The organism is Mesorhizobium sp. M7A.F.Ca.MR.148.00.0.0 (genome assembly GCF_003997735.1).
Lineage (GTDB): Bacteria > Pseudomonadota > Alphaproteobacteria > Rhizobiales > Rhizobiaceae > Mesorhizobium.
Genome location: NZ_RZTB01000024.1, coordinates 54,516 through 70,049 on the forward strand (window position 1 = coordinate 54,516; position 15,534 = coordinate 70,049).

Below are 15,534 nucleotides of genomic sequence, written 5' to 3' on the forward strand. Positions count from 1 at the left end.
GACAAAATGCGCGTCTATTACGATCGTGATGCCGATCTCAATCTGATCAAGGGCAAGAAGGTCGCCATCATCGGCTATGGCAGCCAAGGCAGGGCGCACGCGCTCAACCTCAAGGATTCCGGCGCCAAGGAAATCGCCATCGGTCTCAAGGCCGGCTCGGCGACCGCCAACAAGGTCGAGGCCGACGGGCTCAAGGTGATGAGCGTGGCCGACGCCGCCAAATGGGCCGACCTGATGATGATGGCAACGCCGGACGAGCTGCAGGCCGACATCTACAAGAACGAGATCGCGCCGAACATCCGAGATGGTGCCGCTATCGCCTTCGCGCACGGCCTCAACGTGCATTTCGGCCTGATCGAGCCGAAGTCGACGGTCGACGTCGTCATGATCGCGCCGAAGGGTCCCGGCCACACGGTGCGCGGCGAATACCAGAAGGGCGGCGGCGTGCCGTGCCTGGTCGCCGTCAACCAGGACGCCTCGGGCAATGCGCTCGACCTGGCCCTGTCCTACGCCTGCGGCGTCGGCGGCGGCCGTTCGGGCATCATCGAGACCAATTTCCGCGAGGAATGCGAGACCGACCTGTTCGGCGAGCAGGTCGTGCTGTGCGGCGGCCTGGTCGAGCTGATCCGGGCCGGTTTCGAGACGCTGGTGGAAGCCGGCTACGCGCCTGAGATGGCCTATTTCGAGTGCCTGCACGAGGTCAAGCTGATCGTCGACCTGATCTATGAAGGCGGCATCGCCAACATGAACTACTCGATCTCGAACACCGCCGAATGGGGCGAATATGTCTCGGGTCCGCGCATCATCACCGCCGAGACCAAGGCCGAGATGAAGCGCGTGCTGAAGGACATCCAGACGGGAAAATTCACCTCGGAATGGATGCAGGAATACCGCGCCGGCATGTCCCGCTTCAAAGGCATCCGCCGCAACAATGACAGCCACCAGATCGAGGAAGTCGGCGCCAAGCTGCGCGCGATGATGCCCTGGATTTCCAAGAACAAGCTGGTCGACAAGGCCAAGAACTGAGCGAAATCCACAAGCGCTCGAAAACAGCGGCTTCCATGAACAAAAACGGCGCCAAGTGGCGCCGTTTTTCATTCTGTCGGTCAGCTCAGCTACAGGTCAGCTCAATAGGGTGAGTAGCACTGCTGGCGCGGGCCGTTGTAGGGCTGGAAGGTGTTGTCGTAGGCCCGGTACGACCGGTAGCGGTTGTAGCACCATTGGACATGGGCGCTCGAAAGCCGTCCCGCGCGGTAGTAGCGGCGCGGCGCCGGCCGATCGTAGTAGTCGTAATTGTTGTACATGCTGCCGAGGCCGAGCCCCAGGCCAAGGCCCAGGATCGCGGCACTCGCGCCATCATCGTAATAACGGCCGCCGCGATAGTGATGGCGACCATGGCGCCAACGCCAGTTGTCTCCGCCATTCCAGTGACCGCCGCCGCCCTGCCAGTGTCGACGGCCGCCGTTCCAGTTGCCCGACCGGCGCCATCTCCAATCGTCGTTGTTGAACTGACGGTTGTTGCCGCCCGCCCAGCTGTCGCGGACAGGCGTGACATTCGGCGCCGCCGTGCTGGTGGGTATCGACAGATCCGGCTGCATGATCGGTCCGGCGGCGGACGGTGCCGTGACGCCGGAAAGGATACCGAGGGCTATCAGCCCCGATTTGACCGTGGAAGAAAAGAGCGAACTCATTGCACTCTCCAAGAGTTACAGGCCCCACGCCCACCCGAGGAATGGGGCAACAATGGATGTTTGCATCTGAACGGCGGATGAACGGAAAGGTTCCGTCAACCATGACGCGAGCGCACCCAGGACCAATCGATCTCAGATGGTGGTCCTGCGCGCTTGTTTTCCGAAGCACTTGCGGGCAAAGGTCATGGCATGTCGCTGCGCCTTGCCACCTTCAATGTCGAGAACCTGATGAACAGGTTCGATTTTTCCGGCTATCGCAACCAGCTCAACGAGGATCGAACACTGGCGCTGTTCGATATCCAGAGCGAGGCGGAATACAGGATCCTGGAGCAGGCCCGCGCCATCGCCCAGTCCGACGACACGCGCCAACTGACGGCGCTGGCGATCGCTGCCACCCGCGCCGACATCATCTGCATGCAGGAAGTCGACAATATCGAGGCGTTAAAGGCGTTCGAATACGGCTATTTGTTCAAAATGGTGGGGCAGGGCTACCGGCAGAAATACACCACATCGGGCAATGATTCGCGCGGCATCGACGTGGCCGTAATGATGCGCAACGAAACCGCGCAGGGCCAGCCGATCGAATTCGTGCGCATGACCAGCCACGCCTATGTCACCTACGAGCAGTTCGGGCTGCACACGCCGGAACTCGAGGCACTAGGCAATCAGGCCAATGAGCGCATTTTCCGGCGCGACTGCCTGGAGATCGACATCACCGTGGGCGGCGTGCCGCTGACGCTCTATCTCGTGCATTTCAAGTCGATGGGCTCGCCGCGCAACGGGCTCGACGGGCGCGAGGCGACGATGCCGGTGCGCATCGCGGAGGCGCAGGCCGTGCGGCGGATCATCGAGGAGCGCTTCGGCAAGGACTATGCCGCCGACAAGAGCTGGGCGATATGCGGCGACATGAATGATTATCGCCAGCGCGTGAAGGTGGCCGGCGATGCGATCGACGGCTACCGCTTCGAGGTGGTCGACGAAGCCCTGTCCTGCATCAACGTGCTGACGGCAGGCGGCTTTTGCGAAAATGTCGTCGAGAGGCGGCCGGAGATGAACCGCTGGAGTTTCTACCATACGCGAGGACCCGAAGAGCGGCATCTGTGCCAGCTCGACTACATCCTGTTGTCGAAGGGGCTCGCCGCCAGCAACGCAACGGCCGTTCCCGACATCATCCGCAACGGCCAGCCCTGGCGCACCATCTTTCCGCCGGGGCAGGAGGTCGACCGGTTTCCGCGCGCCGGCTGGGACCGGCCGAAGGCATCGGACCATTGCCCAGTGGCGATCACGCTGGACATGACCTGACGCATGAGTTTCGACCTTCCGCGCAACGTCATCCTGCCGGTCGACGACATCGACGTCCGGCTCGATCCCGGTCCGCACCCTTTCGCAAGGGACAATGCAGAGGCGATCGCCGAGAACTGGCAGCACGAAATCGCCGCCAATCCGGCGCTGTTCGACGGCATGGTGGTGCTGCTGTCGCAACTTGCCTACCGCGACAGCCGTCTCGTCGGCCGCTGCCACGCGGTCAATTACTCGACGTTCATGCTGTGGCGGAAGCGGCGCGAGAATTCGGGCGCCGAGCATGCCTATGCCCATGCCATGCTGGTGGCCGGCGACAATGCGCTGGTGGCGATCCGCATGGGTCCTCACACAGTCAACGCCGGCCGCGTCTATTTCGCCGCCGGCTCGTTCGAGCCGATCGATTTTCGCGATGGGCTGGTCGACGTCGATTTCAACATGATCCGTGAGGTGCGCGAAGAAACCGGGCTCGACCTGTCAGGTGCGGAACGCGGCAAGCGTTACCATGCCATGTCGACCAGCAGCGGCACGGTGATCTTTCGCCGCTACCACGCGGCGGCGCCTGCCGACGAGATCGCCAGGCGCATCTCAGCCTTCGTCGCCACCGAGACCGAGCCGGAGATCGAGGGACCGGTGATCATCCGCCATGCCGCCGACCTGCCGGATGGGCTGTCACCGCACATGAAGCCGCTGATCGAGTGGCATTTCGCAAACGGGAATTAAGGGCGCGTCTTGTTCTGCGCCGCGTTGCGATCGTTGCGGGCGGCGACGAGGAACAGGATGAAGCCGATGCCGAGCAAGCCGCCCATCGCCATACCCATGGTCTGGCCGAGGACTGCCTGGAAGTCAGCGGTGACGCGATCGGGATTGGCCATGCCGAAGCGGGCGAGATACCACCAGATGCCTGCAAGACCTGCCTCGATGACCACCATCGCCAGGACCAGTCGCGCCTTCTTGCTCATCCCGCATTCCTCCACCCAGGTGAATTGCCCTAGCATCGCGAACGGCGCGGCGACAGTGGCGGGCAGGGTGGAAACACCGAAGACTGTGCAAAACCGGTTGGAGCGCTGGCCGCATTTCCGACCGGGTTGCCCTATTCGTGCCTTAGCGCGTCGATCGGATCGAGCCTGGCGCCGCGCAGCGCCGGGAAGAAGCCGAACACCATGCCGATCAGCGCCGAAAAGCCGACGGCGAGCAGGATCACCGCCGGGCTCGGCGCGAACGGGATGGTCAGCGTCACCGCGGCGAGGCCGGCCAGCGCCAGCCCGATCAGGATGCCGATAATGCCGCCGAGCAGCGACAGCACCGTCGCCTCGACCAGGAACTGGATGAGGATGTGCTTTTCATGCGCGCCGATGGCGAGCCTTATGCCGATCTCGCGGGTGCGTTCGGTGACCGACACCAGCATGATGTTCATGATGCCGATGCCGCCGACCAGCAGGCTGACGCCAGCGACGGCGCCCAGCATGCCGGTCATGGTGGTTGTGGCGCTGGCCATGGCGTCGGCGATCTGGGTCATGTCGCGGATGGCGAAATCGCTCTCCCGGTCGGGCGTGATGCGGCGCGCGTCGCGCAAGATGTCCTCGACGCGCGGCTGCAGTTCGCTGGTCGGCGTGCGGTCGTCGGCGGCGATGTAGATGTTGTCGATGTCGCGGTTGCCGGCGATGCGGCGCTGGTAGGCATGCAGCGGCATCAGCACGACATTGTCCTGGTCCTGGCCGAAGCCGGTATATCCCTTGGGCTCGAGCAGGCCGATGATCTTGCAGGAGGTGCGGTTGACGCGGATGATCTCGCCCTCGGGATCGCCGGCGCCGAAGAACTGCTGGCGCACGGTCTCGCCGATCAGGCACACGCCTGTGCCCGAGCGAGTTTCGGAATCGCTGAACGGGCGGCCCGACACCAGCTTCCAGTCGCGCGCATCGAGATAGGCGCTGTCGGTGCCGGTGACGCCCGAGGTCAGGCTCTCGGTGCCGAAGATGACACGGACCTGTTTTTGCGAGGCCGGCGAAATCGCGCGGGCACCGCTGAGATGCGCCACAAGTGCGGCTAGTTCCTTTTCCGCCAGCGGACGCACCACCTGGTCGAGCCCGCCCGGTCCGCCGGGGCCGGCCGGGCGGCCGGAGCGGACGACCAGCAGATTGCTGCCGAGCTTGGAGATGTCGGCCTTGACCTTTGCTGTGGTGCCCGAGCCGATGGTGAGCATGGCAATGACGGCGGCAACGCCGATGACGATGCCGAGCAAGGTCAGGAACGAGCGCAGCACGTTGCGGCGGATCGAGCGCAGCGAGAGGCGGACGGTTTCCCAGATCATGGCTGTGCGATCCCCAGCTTCCTGGAATCCGAAGCGACATGGCCGTCGAGGAAGCGGATGGTGCGTTCGGCATAGTCGGCGACGTCGGCCTCATGCGTGACCATGGCGATGGTCAGGTCAAGCTCGGTGTTGAGCCGGGTGAGCAACTCCATGATCTCGTGCGTGCGGGCGGTGTCGAGATTGCCGGTCGGCTCGTCGGCGACGAGGAGTGTCGGACGCGTGACGATGGCGCGCGCGATCGCCACGCGCTGCTGCTGGCCGCCGGACAGCTCGGCCGGCGTGTGGTGCTCGCGGCCGACAAGGCCGACCTCCGCCAGCGCCTGCATGGCAAGGTCTCGGCGCTCTCGCGCGGCAACACCTCGATAGATCAGCGGCAGTTCGACATTTTCGGCTGCCGTGGTGCGGGCCAGCAGATTGTAGCCCTGGAAGACGAAGCCGACATAAAGGTTGCGCAGCATGGCGCGGCGGTTGCGGTCGAGCCGGCCGGCGTCGAGGCCCATGAAGGAATAGGTTCCGGCCGTCGGCGTGTCGAGGCAGCCGATGATGTTCATCGCCGTCGACTTGCCGGAGCCGGACGGACCCATGATGGCGACGAATTCGCCACGCCGGATGGCAAGATCGACGCCGGCCAGCGCATGCACCTTGGCCTCGCCCTGGCCATAGCTCTTCCAGACCTTGTCGAAGGTAATGAGGGTCGCGCCCGCAGCCACGGCATCAGCTCCGCTGCTGCGACGCGGTGATGATTTGAGCGCCTTCGTCCAGGCCAGAGATGATCTCGGTCAGTTCGCCGTCGGTGGAGCCGATCTTGACATTGACCGGGTGCGGACGCCCGTTCTCCAGCACGTAGAGCGTGCGCGAGCCGTCGGTGGGGACTGTGGCGGCCTGGCGCTGGCGATTGCCGCCGGGGCGCCCCATGCGGCCGGTGAACAGGTCGCTCAGGCTCCAGCCGCGGGCGGCCTGCTGCGCCGGGCGATAGCGGAAGGCGGTGGCGGGTACGGTGAGCACGCCCTTGGCCTGTTTTGTGACGACCGAAACGGTGGCGGTCATGCCGGGCCGCAGCAACAGCTCGTTGTTGTCGACCTCGAGCCGCGCATTGTAGGTGACGACGCCGTCGGTGGTGACCGAGGCATAGGAGATGTCGCGGATCTCGGCATCGAACGGCCGCTCGGGGAAGGCATCCACGGTGAAGCGGGCATGCTGGCCTGACTTGACGGTGCCGATATCGGCCTCGTCGACAGCCGCCACCAGTTCCATGTTCCTGAGATCGGCAGCGATGATGAACAGCACCGGCGCCTGCAGGGAGGAGGCGACCGTCTGGCCGGGATCGACCGATCGCGTCAGCACGATGCCGTCGATCGGCGCATAGATGGTGCTCTTGGCAAGGTCGGTCTGCTGCGCCTTGAGGTCGGCCTGGGCGATGGCGAGGTTGGCCTGCGCGCTGTCGAGCGCTGCCTTGGAACGGTCGCGCGTGGCGGTTGCCGCTTCGAGCGACTGGTCGGTCGCCATGCCGCGCCTGGTCAGTTCGGCGCCGCGCACAAGCGCCTTCTCGTTTTCGGCCAGCGTAACCGTGGCGTCCTCGACATTGGCGGCAGCGGCCTTGGCCGAAGCTTCGGCGCGCTCGATCTGGACTTCGAGTTTCACCGTGTCGAGTGTCGCCAGCACGTCACCCTTCTTGACCTGCTGATTCTCCTCGGCCGAGACCGAGCGGATGATGCCGGACAGTTCGCTTGAAATGTCGACCTGGGTGAGGGGCTGCAGCGTGCCGGTTGCGGATACCGCGACGGTGAGGTCGGCCTTGGCGGCAGGCACGGTGGTGTAATCGATCCTGGCCGGCGAGCCTGCATACCACTGATAGACGCCGAGCGCGGCAGCGAGCACGATCAACGCCAGCAGCGCATAGAGCCAGCCGCGCCGGCGCGAATTGCGCCGACCCGTTCTGTCGAGCCCGAGCGCCGTCTCGATGGCGGAATCCGATTCCGTCTTTGGCAGATTGACAATCTGGTCCACGCTGGACCCCTATAATGCGCAATGTCCCTATCTGTGCACAGATCAGGCTTACTGGTTCAAATATCAAATTAAATTTCGCCCATGTTGGGATTGAGGCAGGAATGAAAACCCGGAATTACTTGCTCTACGATGTGTTTACGACCGAGCGATTGGCCGGCAATCCTTTGGCCGTCGTGCTGGACAGCAAGGGACTGGACACGGCCGCGATGCAGGCCATCGCGCGTGAGTTCAACCTGTCGGAATCGGTGTTCGTGCTGCCGCCGGACAATCCCAAGCACAAAAACCGCATCCGCATCTTCACCCCCGACTATGAAATGCCGTTCGCCGGCCATCCGACCGTTGGCGCCGCGATCGCGCTGGCCGAACTCGCTGAGGAGGGCGGCGCCGGCATCTTCGTGCTGGAGGAAAACATCGGCCCGGTGCGGTGCGCCGTCAGCAAGCATGACGGCAACACTTTTGCCGCGTTCGACCTGGCCAAGCTGCCGGAGCCGCTGAAGCTCGAGGCCCATCCGGAGGCGATCGGTGCCGCGCTTGGGCTGACGCCGCATGAGATCGGCTTCGAGAATCACCGCGTCGCGTTCTGGTCGGCGGGCGTGCCCTACGTCACCATTCCGGTTGCCAATCTCGAAGCGGCGGGCCGGATCAGGCTGGACAACCAGGCCTGGTCGGAACTGGCGCCGCGCAAGAGCGAGTGGGCCTTCGCCAGCCCCTATGTCTACTGCCGCGAGACGGTGAACCACGAAAGCGCCTTCCATGTGCGCATGATCGTGCCCGGCACGCCTTCCTATGAGGATCCGGCGACCGGCTCGGCGGCTGCGGCCTTTGCCGGCGCCATCATGCATTTCGACGCGCCGACCGACGGCATTTCGCAGCTGTGGATCGAGCAGGGGCTGGAGATGGGCCGGCCATCGCGCATCCGCCTCGAACTGACCGTGCAAGGCGGAAAACTGGCCTCGGCGCGCATTGGCGGCAACGCGATCAAGGTGGCGGAGGGCAAGCTGTTCATCTGATCGAACGCATGCTCGGTCGATTTGTCGGGAAATGATTCCGGCAGGGCTGGACAGGACCGGTGGTGGCGGCTATATGCCCGCCAACGCCGGTTTTTGCCGGCCGAGTGGGTGCGTAGCTCAGTTGGTAGAGCAGCTGACTCTTAATCAGCGGGTCCACAGTTCAATCCTGTGCGCACCCACCAAATTCCTAGAAGAGTTGGTGGAAAGACCCTGAAAGCGAGACGCGTTTGGCGCGTCTCGGGCAGGCTGTCTGACTGTGATTCTTTAACCGCGCTATCCGGATCCCGTGGCGATTCAGCCGCGTTGGAAAATGCGGCTCAGAAACCGGCCGAATCGAAAAGCATGGCTCTTTTCCCCGGCTGCAGCATCGCTGGCGCCAATTCCGTCTTTTCCCCCGGAGAAATCGCTGATGAGCCACCAGAAGAAGACCAGGAAGACAACGAAAATGCCGGTGTCGATCGGGCCATGACTTGAATAGCTGCTGTGACGGAACACAACAGCGACCGCCCCGGCGATAACACCGCAGCCGCGGCAGGATGAAATTTCTTCATCTGCAAAAATCTATTTGAGAATCGCCGTTACGGGAAGATGCGTCCTTTGTCGTGACAACGGCATCTTTGTCGGCCCGATACGGGGAATGAATAACTACTTCTCCGAAACGCCAGCCTCTGCAAAGCTCGCCATCCTTGCATGGCACTCCAGCGCCGAGCGGACGATGTTGACGGCCAGGCAGGCGCCGGAGCCTTCGCCGAGCCGCATGCCGAGATCGAGCAGCGGCGGCAGGCCGAGGGCTTCGAGCAGGCCACGGTGGCCCGATTCCGCCGAGACATGGGCTGCTATGGTGTGCGCGAGGCCGGTTGGGTGCAGCTTTGCCAGCGGGGCCGCGGCGGCGGTGCAGACGAAGCCGTCGAGCAGTACGGGTATGCCGAGATGCCGGGCGGCCAGCGTCGCCCCGAAGATGGCGGCGAGTTCGCGGCCGCCGAGTGCGGCAGCGATAGCAAGCGGATCGGCAAGGGCGGCGGCATGGCGCTGTTCAGGCCGGCTTCGATGGCGACCACCTTGCGCTTGAGGCCGGCATCGTCGACGCCGGTGCCGCGCCCGGTCCATTTTTCCGCACCACCGCCGAACAGGGCTGCTGAGATGGCAGCCGCCGGCGTCGTGTTGCCGATGCCCATTTCGCCGAAGCAGATCAGGTCGAGATCCTTCGTCACCGCATCATAGCCGGCCGAGACCGCCGCCAGAAAGGCCGCTTCGTCCATTGCCGGCCCTTGTGTGAAGTCGCCGGTCGGATGGTCGAGATCGAGCGGGATGACGTCGAGTTCGGCGCCGGCCATGCGGGCAAGCTGGTTGATGGCGGCACCGCCGCCGGCGAAATTCGCCACCATCTGCACGGTGACCTCGGAAGGATAGGCCGACACGCCTTGCGCGGTGACGCCATGGTTGCCGGCGAAGACGAAAACCTTGACGCGGTCGAGTTTTGGCATGTCGCGGCCCTGCCAGCGCGCCAGCCAGGCGGCGATCGTCTCCAGCCGGCCAAGGCTGCCTTGCGGCTTGGTCAGCGTGTCCTGGCGGCGGGCGACCGCATTGGCCGCGGCATCGCTGCCGGCCGGCAGGTCGAGGCAGGCGGCGCGCAATTCACTGAGGGATTTGAAGGGCATGGGGGCAAAGTCTCCGAAAAGGAATCAGGCCAAGAGAATCAGGCCAAGGGATCAGGAAAGCGCTACGGACGCGACGAGCAGCACCGCGATCTCGCTTGCCTGCTGCAAGGCTCCGATCGTGTCGCCGGTCTGGCCATCGATCTGGTTGAGGCAAAGGGCGCGGAACGCGGCAAACAGCAGGCCGAGCAGGATCAGCGCGAAGACGGCGCCGCCGAGCCCGAGCAGGAGCAGCGGGATCGCGCCGAGCACGGCTCCGGCCATGGCGGTTTCCTGCGAGACGGTGCCGGCATCGGCCGAGAGGCCATCGACGCGCGCTGGAGGCAAGAGATGCATGAAGGCGCCAAGCAGGCCGCGCGAGGCCGCGTGTGCAGCCAGGAGGGCAAACAGGGCCTGTGTGGGATCGACGAACTCCGACAGCGCGCTCCAGCGGATCAGCAGCGACAGGCCCAGCGCCATGGCACCATAGGCGCCGATGCGGCTGTCGCGCATGATCTCGAGTTTGCGGCCGCGCGATTTGCCGCCGCCAAAGCCGTCGGCGACGTCGGATAGCCCGTCCTCATGCAGGCAGCCGGTGGTGAGCACGGTTGCCACGAGCGCAAGGGCCGCCGCTGGCCCCATGGCCAGGCCAAACCGTTCGGCCGTGGCAAAGACGATAGCGCCGATCAGGCCGACGACAAGTCCGGCGATGGGGGCTGCCCAGATTGCGGCGGCAAGGCTGCGGCCGCGAAAATCGAAGACGGGCAGCGGCAGACGGGTGAAGAAGACCAGGCATAGCGCGATGTCGTCGACGACCTGCCGCGGGGAAAGGGCCAGATTCCTGAACTTCATGCTCTAGCCCCTCGCAATCGCATGGAAGAAGGTGCCGCTGACATGGCCGCGCCGGTAGCCCGAGGCGCCTATCGGATTGCCCTGGCCATCGGCAAGGTCGGCGAGCGGCTCGTCATTGCCGGTGGCCGTCATCTGCGCATAGTGGAATTCGTGGCCTCGGATCAGCGCACCTTGTGAGCCCAGCGGGCAGTCGGCGCGCAACCGCGCCTCGCGGTAGCCGAGATTCATCTTGCGTTTGGCGAAGCTGGTGGAATGGCCGAGCAGGCCGAGCATCGCATGCGTGTCGCCCGATGCGTCCTCCAGCGCTTCGCCCAGCACCATGAAGCCACCGCACTCGCCATGGATGGGCTTTGTCGTGGCAAAACGCGCCATCCCGGCGCGGAAATTCGCGGCGGCGGCGAGCTTGCCGGCGTGTAGCTCGGGATAGCCGCCGGGCAGCCAGCAGACATCGCAAGCCTCGTCGGGCGCTTCATCGGCGAGCGGCGAGAACGGGACGATTTCGGCACCCGCCTTGCGCCAGTAGGCGGCGACATGCGGATAGAGGAAGGTGAAGGCGGCATCCTCGGCCAACGCGATCCGCTGGCCGGGCGGCGCCAGTGCGTCGGTGAAGCCGCCAGACGCCGGGGTGAAGGGTGTCGCCAGGGCCATGATCGCATCGAGGTCGAGCGATTTCTCCGCCATGTCGGCCAGCCGGTCGAGATGCGCCATCAGGTCGTCATATTCGCCGGCCTGGACGAGGCCGAGATGGCGTTCGGGCAGGTTCAGAGTGGGATCGCGCAGGATGGCGCCGACGACCGGCAGGCCGATCGCCTCGATGGCGTCGCCCGACAGCCGGCGGTGCCGCTCGCTGCCCAACCGGTTGAGCACTACACCGGCCATGCGCACATCCGGATCGTAGGTGGCAAAGCCCTTGGCGACGGCGGCCGCGGTGGTCGACTGGCCGGAGACGTCGAGCACCAGCAATACCGGCAGGCCGTAGAGCCGAGCCAAGTCTGCGGCTGACCCGGTGCGCCCCGGCGAGGCCGGAATGCCGTCGAACAGGCCCATGGCGCTTTCGAGGATGACGAAATCGGTGTCGTCGGCGGCTTGCGCGGCGAGTGCGTTGAGCAGCGATGGCGGCATCGCCCAGCTGTCCAGATTGACGCCGGACAGTCCCGTGGCGGCGGTGTGGAAGCCGGGGTCGATATAGTCGGGGCCGGATTTGGCGCCGCGCACCTTCAGCCCACGCCGGGTGAGCGCGCGTAAAATGCCGATGGTGACGCTGGTCTTGCCGGAGCCGGAGCGCGGCGCGCCGACGATGATGGCGCGGGCCGTCATGCTTGTCCCGCCAGTGCCGCGCGCATGGCAACGATGCCGCCAACGACGATCAGCGCCGGCGAGGCAAGACCGGCGGCCGCGGCTTCCTCGGCAATGGTGGCGAGCGTGGCGACGACGGTTCGTTCCTGCGGCGTGGTCGCCGCGACGATCACTGCCGCCGGTGTCGACGGCGCCAGCCCGCCGTCGAGCAGTGCCGCCGCGATCAAAGGCAGGTTGGCCATGCCCATATAGACGACGACAGGCTGGCCGGTGCGGGCGATTGCCGCCCAATCGAGATCGTCATCTGTGCCGGCGGCGTGGCCGGTGGCCAGGATCACCGCCTTGTTGATGCCGCGCATGGTGGCCGGGATGCCGGTCGCGGCCAGAGCGCTGAGGCCCGAGGTCAGGCCTGGCAGCACGCGGAACGGGATGTTTTCATGCGACAGCGCCAGGGCTTCTTCGCCGCCGCGGCCGAAAATATAGGGATCGCCGCCCTTCAGCCTGACGACGCGGCGGCCGTCGCGCGCCAGCCGCACCAAAAGGGCGGTGATGTCATCCTGTTTCATCGACGGTTTGCCGCCGCGCTTGCCGGCAAAGAAAAGCTCGGCATTTTCGGCAACGGCGACGACATCCGATGAGACCAGCGCGTCGTAGACCAGCGCATCCGCCTCGGCCAAAGCCGCCAGCACTTCGAGGGTCAGGCAACCGGGGTCGCTGGGGCCGGCGCCGGCCAGCCAGACATGACCCGGCTCAAGCCGGCGCGGCTTGAAATTCAGCTGGGACAACGCCTTTTCGAGCGTAGTGTTTTTGGTGCTGCCGCTCACAATCCGTCCCGTCCGCGAAAACGCCGCTGGTAGTGGGCGTCGTACAATGAACTCTCGCCAAAACCTTCGGCTGCCAGCGAGCGGCCGACGAAGATGATCGCCGTGCGCTCCATCGGATCGGCGGCGAGCAGCGCCTCGATGGTCGCCAGTGTACCGGTCAGCACACGCTCGTCCGGCCAGGAGGCGCGGAAGACGACCGCCACCGGGCAATCGCCGCCATAGTGCGGCGTCAGCTCGGCAACGACGCGGTCGATGGCGTGGATGGCCAGATGAATGGCCAGCGTGGCGCCGGTGCGGCCGAAGCCGGCCAGCGTTTCGCCGGGCGGCATTTTTGACGCGCGCCCTGAGATGCGGGTCAGCACCAGGCTTTGCGCGACTTCAGGAATGGTCAGCTCGCGGCGCAATGCTGCGGCGGCAGCGGCGAAGGAGGGGACGCCCGGCGTCAGCGTGTAGGGAATGCCATGCTTTTCCAGCCGGCGGATCTGCTCGGCGACGGCGCTCCACACCGACAGGTCGCCGGAATGCAGGCGGGCGACATCATGGCCCGATTTGTGGGCCGCGACATACTCGGCCTCGATCTCGTCGAGCGACATCGGCGCGGTGTCGATCAGCTTTGTCCCCGGCGCGCAGTGCTGCAGCAATTCGGGCGCGACGATCGAGCCGGCATGCAGGCAGACCGGGCAGCTTGCCAGCAGCCTCGCGCCGCGCAGCGTGATGAGGTCGGCGGCACCAGGACCGGCGCCGATGAAATGGACGGTCATGGCGCATCTCCACTGATGGCGATGGCGCAGGTGACCGGGCCGAGCACCGTGCGCGGGCCAAGCAGTCTGGCGCCTTTGCCGACGACGGCAAGGGCGGATGCCTCGGAAACCGATGGGGTTCCGGCAACATCCTGCGAGAGGTCGGAATGGCTGAGCGTGTCCGACGAGGCGGCCTGAAGCGTGGCGTCATCGACGACGATCACCGGAAGACTCAGCACGCGGCCAGCGGCGGCGATCGCTTCTTCATCCTTCTTGAACTCGGCAGTCGCCAGTGCCGAAAGCGCCGTCATCGTCAGGCCATGAGTCTCCAGCGCGGTTTCGATCGCGGCAAGCACGTCTTCGACGCTCACGCCTTTTCGGCTGCCGATGCCCGCGACCGTCATGGCTTCACCCAGCTCCATTGGGTCACTGGCATGGCCGGCCGCCAGGCCTGCATCGCGCCGACCGGCGATGCGCGAGAGATGGCGATGCGGGTGAGATCGCCGCCAAGCGAGACATGGCGGGCGAGAAGCAAGGTTTCCATCTCCAGCGTCACCGCATTGGCGACGAGGCGGCCACCGGGGCGCAGGGACTTGATGGCGGCGTTCAAGACGCCGGCATCGCTGCCGCCGCCGCCGATGAAGATCGCGTCCGGCGTGTCCAGCCTGGCAAGTGCCTTGGGGGCGCTGCCTTCCACCACGACAAGGCCGGGAACGCCGCAGACGGCCGCGTTGCGGCCAATGCGGGCGGCGCGGATCGGATCGGCCTCGATGGCAATGGTGCGCATGGAAGGGTGGGCCAGCATCCATTCGATGCCGATGGAACCGGAACCGGCGCCGATGTCCCACAGCAATTCGCCGCGCCGCGGCGCCAGCGCCGACAGTGTGATGGCGCGGACTTCGCGCTTGGTGATCTGGCCGTCATGGTCGAACAGATGATCGGCAAGGCCTGATGTGAGCGGCAGGACGCGCGCGTCCGGACCGGATTCAATTTCGATCGCCAGAACGTTGAGTGGATTGATGTTTTCGAGATCGAAGGCATCGGCGCGGATCGTGCGGTGGTCCTCGCTTGGCCCACCCAACGCCTCCAGGATCGTCAGCCGCGATGCGCCGAAGTCGAGTTCGGTGAGCAGGCGCGCTATTGCAGCGGGGGCTTCGGCATCCGAGGTCAGTGCCAAAATGCGCGCGCGTGGCTGCAGCAGCGGCCGGATCAGGTCGAGCGGCCGGCCGTGCAGCGAGACGGTCTCGATGTCCTGCAGCGCCCAGCCAAGGCGCGCGGCCGCCAGCGAAACGGCCGACGGTGCGGGGATGACATGCATCTCCTGTTGCTTGACCTTGCGCGCGAGGGTGGCGCCGACGCCGTGGAAGAACGGATCGCCTGAAGCGAGCACGCAGACGCGCCTGTCGGCAAGCGCCAGCACGTCAGCCATCTCGGCATCGAAAGGAACCGGCCAGGCGCGCGCCTCGCCCTTGGCGAAGGAAGCGACCAGCGCCAGGTGCCGCTTGCCGCCGAAGATGATCTCCGCCTCGGCAATCCGCTGCTTGGCCTCGTCGCCGAGACCCGCTAAACCGTCCTCGCCGATGCCGACGATGGTGAGCCATTTTGGGGTGAGCTTGGCACCGCGCGGACCTTCAGCAGGCATGATGACCCACCGTATTCTGATCCTCGGCGGCACCACCGAAGCCCGGCAACTGGCCGGAAAACTGGCGGCGCGCGCCTCGGTCACGCTGTCGCTGGCTGGCCGCACTGAAAGCCCGGTCGCGCAAGGCGTGCCGGTGCGAACGGGGGGCTTTGGCGGTGCCGATGGGCTGGCCGATTATTTGCGGAAAGAGCCTATCGACCTGCTGATCGACGCGACGCACCCCTATGC

The 15,534-nt window shown here is 65.5% G+C and carries 16 protein-coding genes, 1 tRNA gene and 2 pseudogenes (1 of these 19 cut by a window edge); 6 read left to right on the forward strand and 13 right to left on the reverse strand.

The annotated features are described in order from the left end of the window. The first annotated feature begins 6 nt into the window (after positions 1–6). Positions 7–1,026, forward strand: a complete 1,020-nt coding sequence (gene ilvC, locus EOB49_RS12370; RefSeq protein ID WP_127322642.1) for a ketol-acid reductoisomerase — start codon at positions 7–9, stop codon at positions 1,024–1,026. A gap of 101 nt (positions 1,027–1,127) precedes the next feature. Here the strand turns inward: ilvC and EOB49_RS12375 are convergent, their stop codons facing one another. Beyond that, complete coding sequence (locus tag EOB49_RS12375; protein WP_127381150.1) at positions 1,128–1,691, reverse strand: BA14K family protein; 564 nt, start codon at positions 1,689–1,691, stop codon at positions 1,128–1,130. 189 nt (positions 1,692–1,880) lie between these two features. On the opposite strand from EOB49_RS12375, the gene EOB49_RS12380 reads away from it, so the two are divergent. Next, positions 1,881–2,993 (forward strand): endonuclease/exonuclease/phosphatase family protein, encoded by a 1,113-nt coding sequence (locus EOB49_RS12380; protein WP_127381151.1) that lies wholly within the window; start codon positions 1,881–1,883, stop codon positions 2,991–2,993. A 3-nt stretch (positions 2,994–2,996) separates the two neighbouring features. Continuing rightward, on the forward strand, positions 2,997–3,713 hold the full coding sequence (locus EOB49_RS12385; protein ID WP_127381152.1) for a hypothetical protein: 717 nt from the start codon (positions 2,997–2,999) through the stop codon (positions 3,711–3,713). Here EOB49_RS12385 and EOB49_RS12390 read toward each other — a convergent pair. The 4 genes from EOB49_RS12390 to EOB49_RS12405 form a co-directional block, all read right to left on the reverse strand. Beyond that, positions 3,710–3,952 carry a hypothetical protein gene (locus tag EOB49_RS12390; protein ID WP_127381153.1) on the reverse strand — a complete coding sequence of 81 codons (243 nt, stop codon included), beginning with the start codon at positions 3,950–3,952 and terminating at the stop codon, positions 3,710–3,712. The two genes, EOB49_RS12385 and EOB49_RS12390, sit on opposite strands and share 4 nt — an antisense overlap. Positions 3,953–4,083: 131 nt before the next feature. Further along, the gene (locus EOB49_RS12395; RefSeq protein ID WP_127322724.1) at positions 4,084–5,301 is read right to left on the reverse strand and encodes an ABC transporter permease; all 1,218 of its coding nucleotides are present in this window, start codon (positions 5,299–5,301) and stop codon (positions 4,084–4,086) included. Next, positions 5,298–6,011, reverse strand: a complete 714-nt coding sequence (locus tag EOB49_RS12400) for an ABC transporter ATP-binding protein (RefSeq protein WP_127381154.1) — start codon at positions 6,009–6,011, stop codon at positions 5,298–5,300. The genes EOB49_RS12395 and EOB49_RS12400 overlap by 4 nt, the downstream gene beginning before the upstream one ends. Positions 6,012–6,015: 4 nt before the next feature. Further along, positions 6,016–7,308: an efflux RND transporter periplasmic adaptor subunit gene (locus EOB49_RS12405; RefSeq protein ID WP_127381155.1), complete on the reverse strand. Its 1,293-nt coding sequence runs from the start codon at positions 7,306–7,308 to the stop codon at positions 6,016–6,018. A 101-nt stretch (positions 7,309–7,409) separates the two neighbouring features. Between EOB49_RS12405 and EOB49_RS12410 the strand changes: the two genes are divergently transcribed. Both EOB49_RS12410 and EOB49_RS12415 read left to right on the forward strand, forming a co-directional pair. Next, complete coding sequence (locus EOB49_RS12410; RefSeq protein ID WP_127381156.1) at positions 7,410–8,318, forward strand: PhzF family phenazine biosynthesis protein; 909 nt, start codon at positions 7,410–7,412, stop codon at positions 8,316–8,318. A 106-nt stretch (positions 8,319–8,424) separates the two neighbouring features. Continuing rightward, a tRNA-Lys gene (locus EOB49_RS12415) sits at positions 8,425–8,500 on the forward strand. A 112-nt stretch (positions 8,501–8,612) separates the two neighbouring features. Here EOB49_RS12415 and EOB49_RS12420 read toward each other — a convergent pair. The 8 genes and pseudogenes from EOB49_RS12420 to cbiE form a co-directional block, all read right to left on the reverse strand. Next, on the reverse strand, positions 8,613–8,813 hold the full coding sequence (locus EOB49_RS12420; protein WP_127381157.1) for a hypothetical protein: 201 nt from the start codon (positions 8,811–8,813) through the stop codon (positions 8,613–8,615). A gap of 150 nt (positions 8,814–8,963) precedes the next feature. Beyond that, positions 8,964–9,976, reverse strand: a pseudogene (gene cobT / locus EOB49_RS12425) (nicotinate-nucleotide--dimethylbenzimidazole phosphoribosyltransferase). Between the two features lie 51 nt (positions 9,977–10,027). Next, on the reverse strand, positions 10,028–10,804 hold the full coding sequence (cobS, locus tag EOB49_RS12430; protein ID WP_127381158.1) for an adenosylcobinamide-GDP ribazoletransferase: 777 nt from the start codon (positions 10,802–10,804) through the stop codon (positions 10,028–10,030). A 3-nt stretch (positions 10,805–10,807) separates the two neighbouring features. Continuing rightward, entirely contained in the window at positions 10,808–12,121 is a 1,314-nt protein-coding gene (locus tag EOB49_RS12435) for a cobyrinate a,c-diamide synthase (protein ID WP_127381159.1), read from the reverse strand. Next, a complete protein-coding gene (gene cobA / locus EOB49_RS12440) occupies positions 12,118–12,924 on the reverse strand; it encodes a uroporphyrinogen-III C-methyltransferase (RefSeq protein ID WP_127381160.1) in 807 nt (268 codons plus the stop codon). Before cobA ends, EOB49_RS12435 begins: the two co-directional genes overlap by 4 nt. Continuing rightward, entirely contained in the window at positions 12,921–13,685 is a 765-nt protein-coding gene (cobM, locus tag EOB49_RS12445) for a precorrin-4 C(11)-methyltransferase (protein WP_127381161.1), read from the reverse strand. Before cobM ends, cobA begins: the two co-directional genes overlap by 4 nt. Then, the gene (locus EOB49_RS12450) at positions 13,682–14,068 is read right to left on the reverse strand and encodes a cobalamin biosynthesis protein (protein WP_127381162.1); all 387 of its coding nucleotides are present in this window, start codon (positions 14,066–14,068) and stop codon (positions 13,682–13,684) included. The genes cobM and EOB49_RS12450 overlap by 4 nt, the downstream gene beginning before the upstream one ends. Beyond that, the gene (gene cbiE / locus EOB49_RS12455) at positions 14,065–15,306 is read right to left on the reverse strand and encodes a precorrin-6y C5,15-methyltransferase (decarboxylating) subunit CbiE (RefSeq protein WP_127381163.1); all 1,242 of its coding nucleotides are present in this window, start codon (positions 15,304–15,306) and stop codon (positions 14,065–14,067) included. The genes EOB49_RS12450 and cbiE overlap by 4 nt, the downstream gene beginning before the upstream one ends. Before the next feature lies 1 nt (position 15,307). On the opposite strand from cbiE, the pseudogene EOB49_RS12460 reads away from it, so the two are divergent. After that, a pseudogene (locus EOB49_RS12460) lies at positions 15,308–15,534 on the forward strand (cobalt-precorrin-6A reductase); it runs 554 nt beyond the window's last position.

What these genes read in the sequence shown, in the direction of transcription:
- EOB49_RS12380 (WP_127381151.1), top strand. Translation starts at nt 1,881, where the DNA reads ATGTCGCTGCGCCTTGCCACCTTCAATGTCGAGAACCTGATGAACAGG.
- EOB49_RS12435 (WP_127381159.1), bottom strand. Translation starts at nt 12,121, where the DNA reads ATGACGGCCCGCGCCATCATCGTCGGCGCGCCGCGCTCCGGCTCCGGC.
- EOB49_RS12375 (WP_127381150.1), bottom strand. Translation starts at nt 1,691, where the DNA reads ATGAGTTCGCTCTTTTCTTCCACGGTCAAATCGGGGCTGATAGCCCTC.
- ilvC (WP_127322642.1), top strand. Translation starts at nt 7, where the DNA reads ATGCGCGTCTATTACGATCGTGATGCCGATCTCAATCTGATCAAGGGC.
- cobM (WP_127381161.1), bottom strand. Translation starts at nt 13,685, where the DNA reads ATGACCGTCCATTTCATCGGCGCCGGTCCTGGTGCCGCCGACCTCATC.
- EOB49_RS12450 (WP_127381162.1), bottom strand. Translation starts at nt 14,068, where the DNA reads ATGACGGTCGCGGGCATCGGCAGCCGAAAAGGCGTGAGCGTCGAAGAC.
- cbiE (WP_127381163.1), bottom strand. Translation starts at nt 15,306, where the DNA reads ATGCCTGCTGAAGGTCCGCGCGGTGCCAAGCTCACCCCAAAATGGCTC.
- EOB49_RS12395 (WP_127322724.1), bottom strand. Translation starts at nt 5,301, where the DNA reads ATGATCTGGGAAACCGTCCGCCTCTCGCTGCGCTCGATCCGCCGCAAC.
- cobS (WP_127381158.1), bottom strand. Translation starts at nt 10,804, where the DNA reads ATGAAGTTCAGGAATCTGGCCCTTTCCCCGCGGCAGGTCGTCGACGAC.
- EOB49_RS12390 (WP_127381153.1), bottom strand. Translation starts at nt 3,952, where the DNA reads ATGAGCAAGAAGGCGCGACTGGTCCTGGCGATGGTGGTCATCGAGGCA.
- EOB49_RS12385 (WP_127381152.1), top strand. Translation starts at nt 2,997, where the DNA reads ATGAGTTTCGACCTTCCGCGCAACGTCATCCTGCCGGTCGACGACATC.
- EOB49_RS12410 (WP_127381156.1), top strand. Translation starts at nt 7,410, where the DNA reads ATGAAAACCCGGAATTACTTGCTCTACGATGTGTTTACGACCGAGCGA.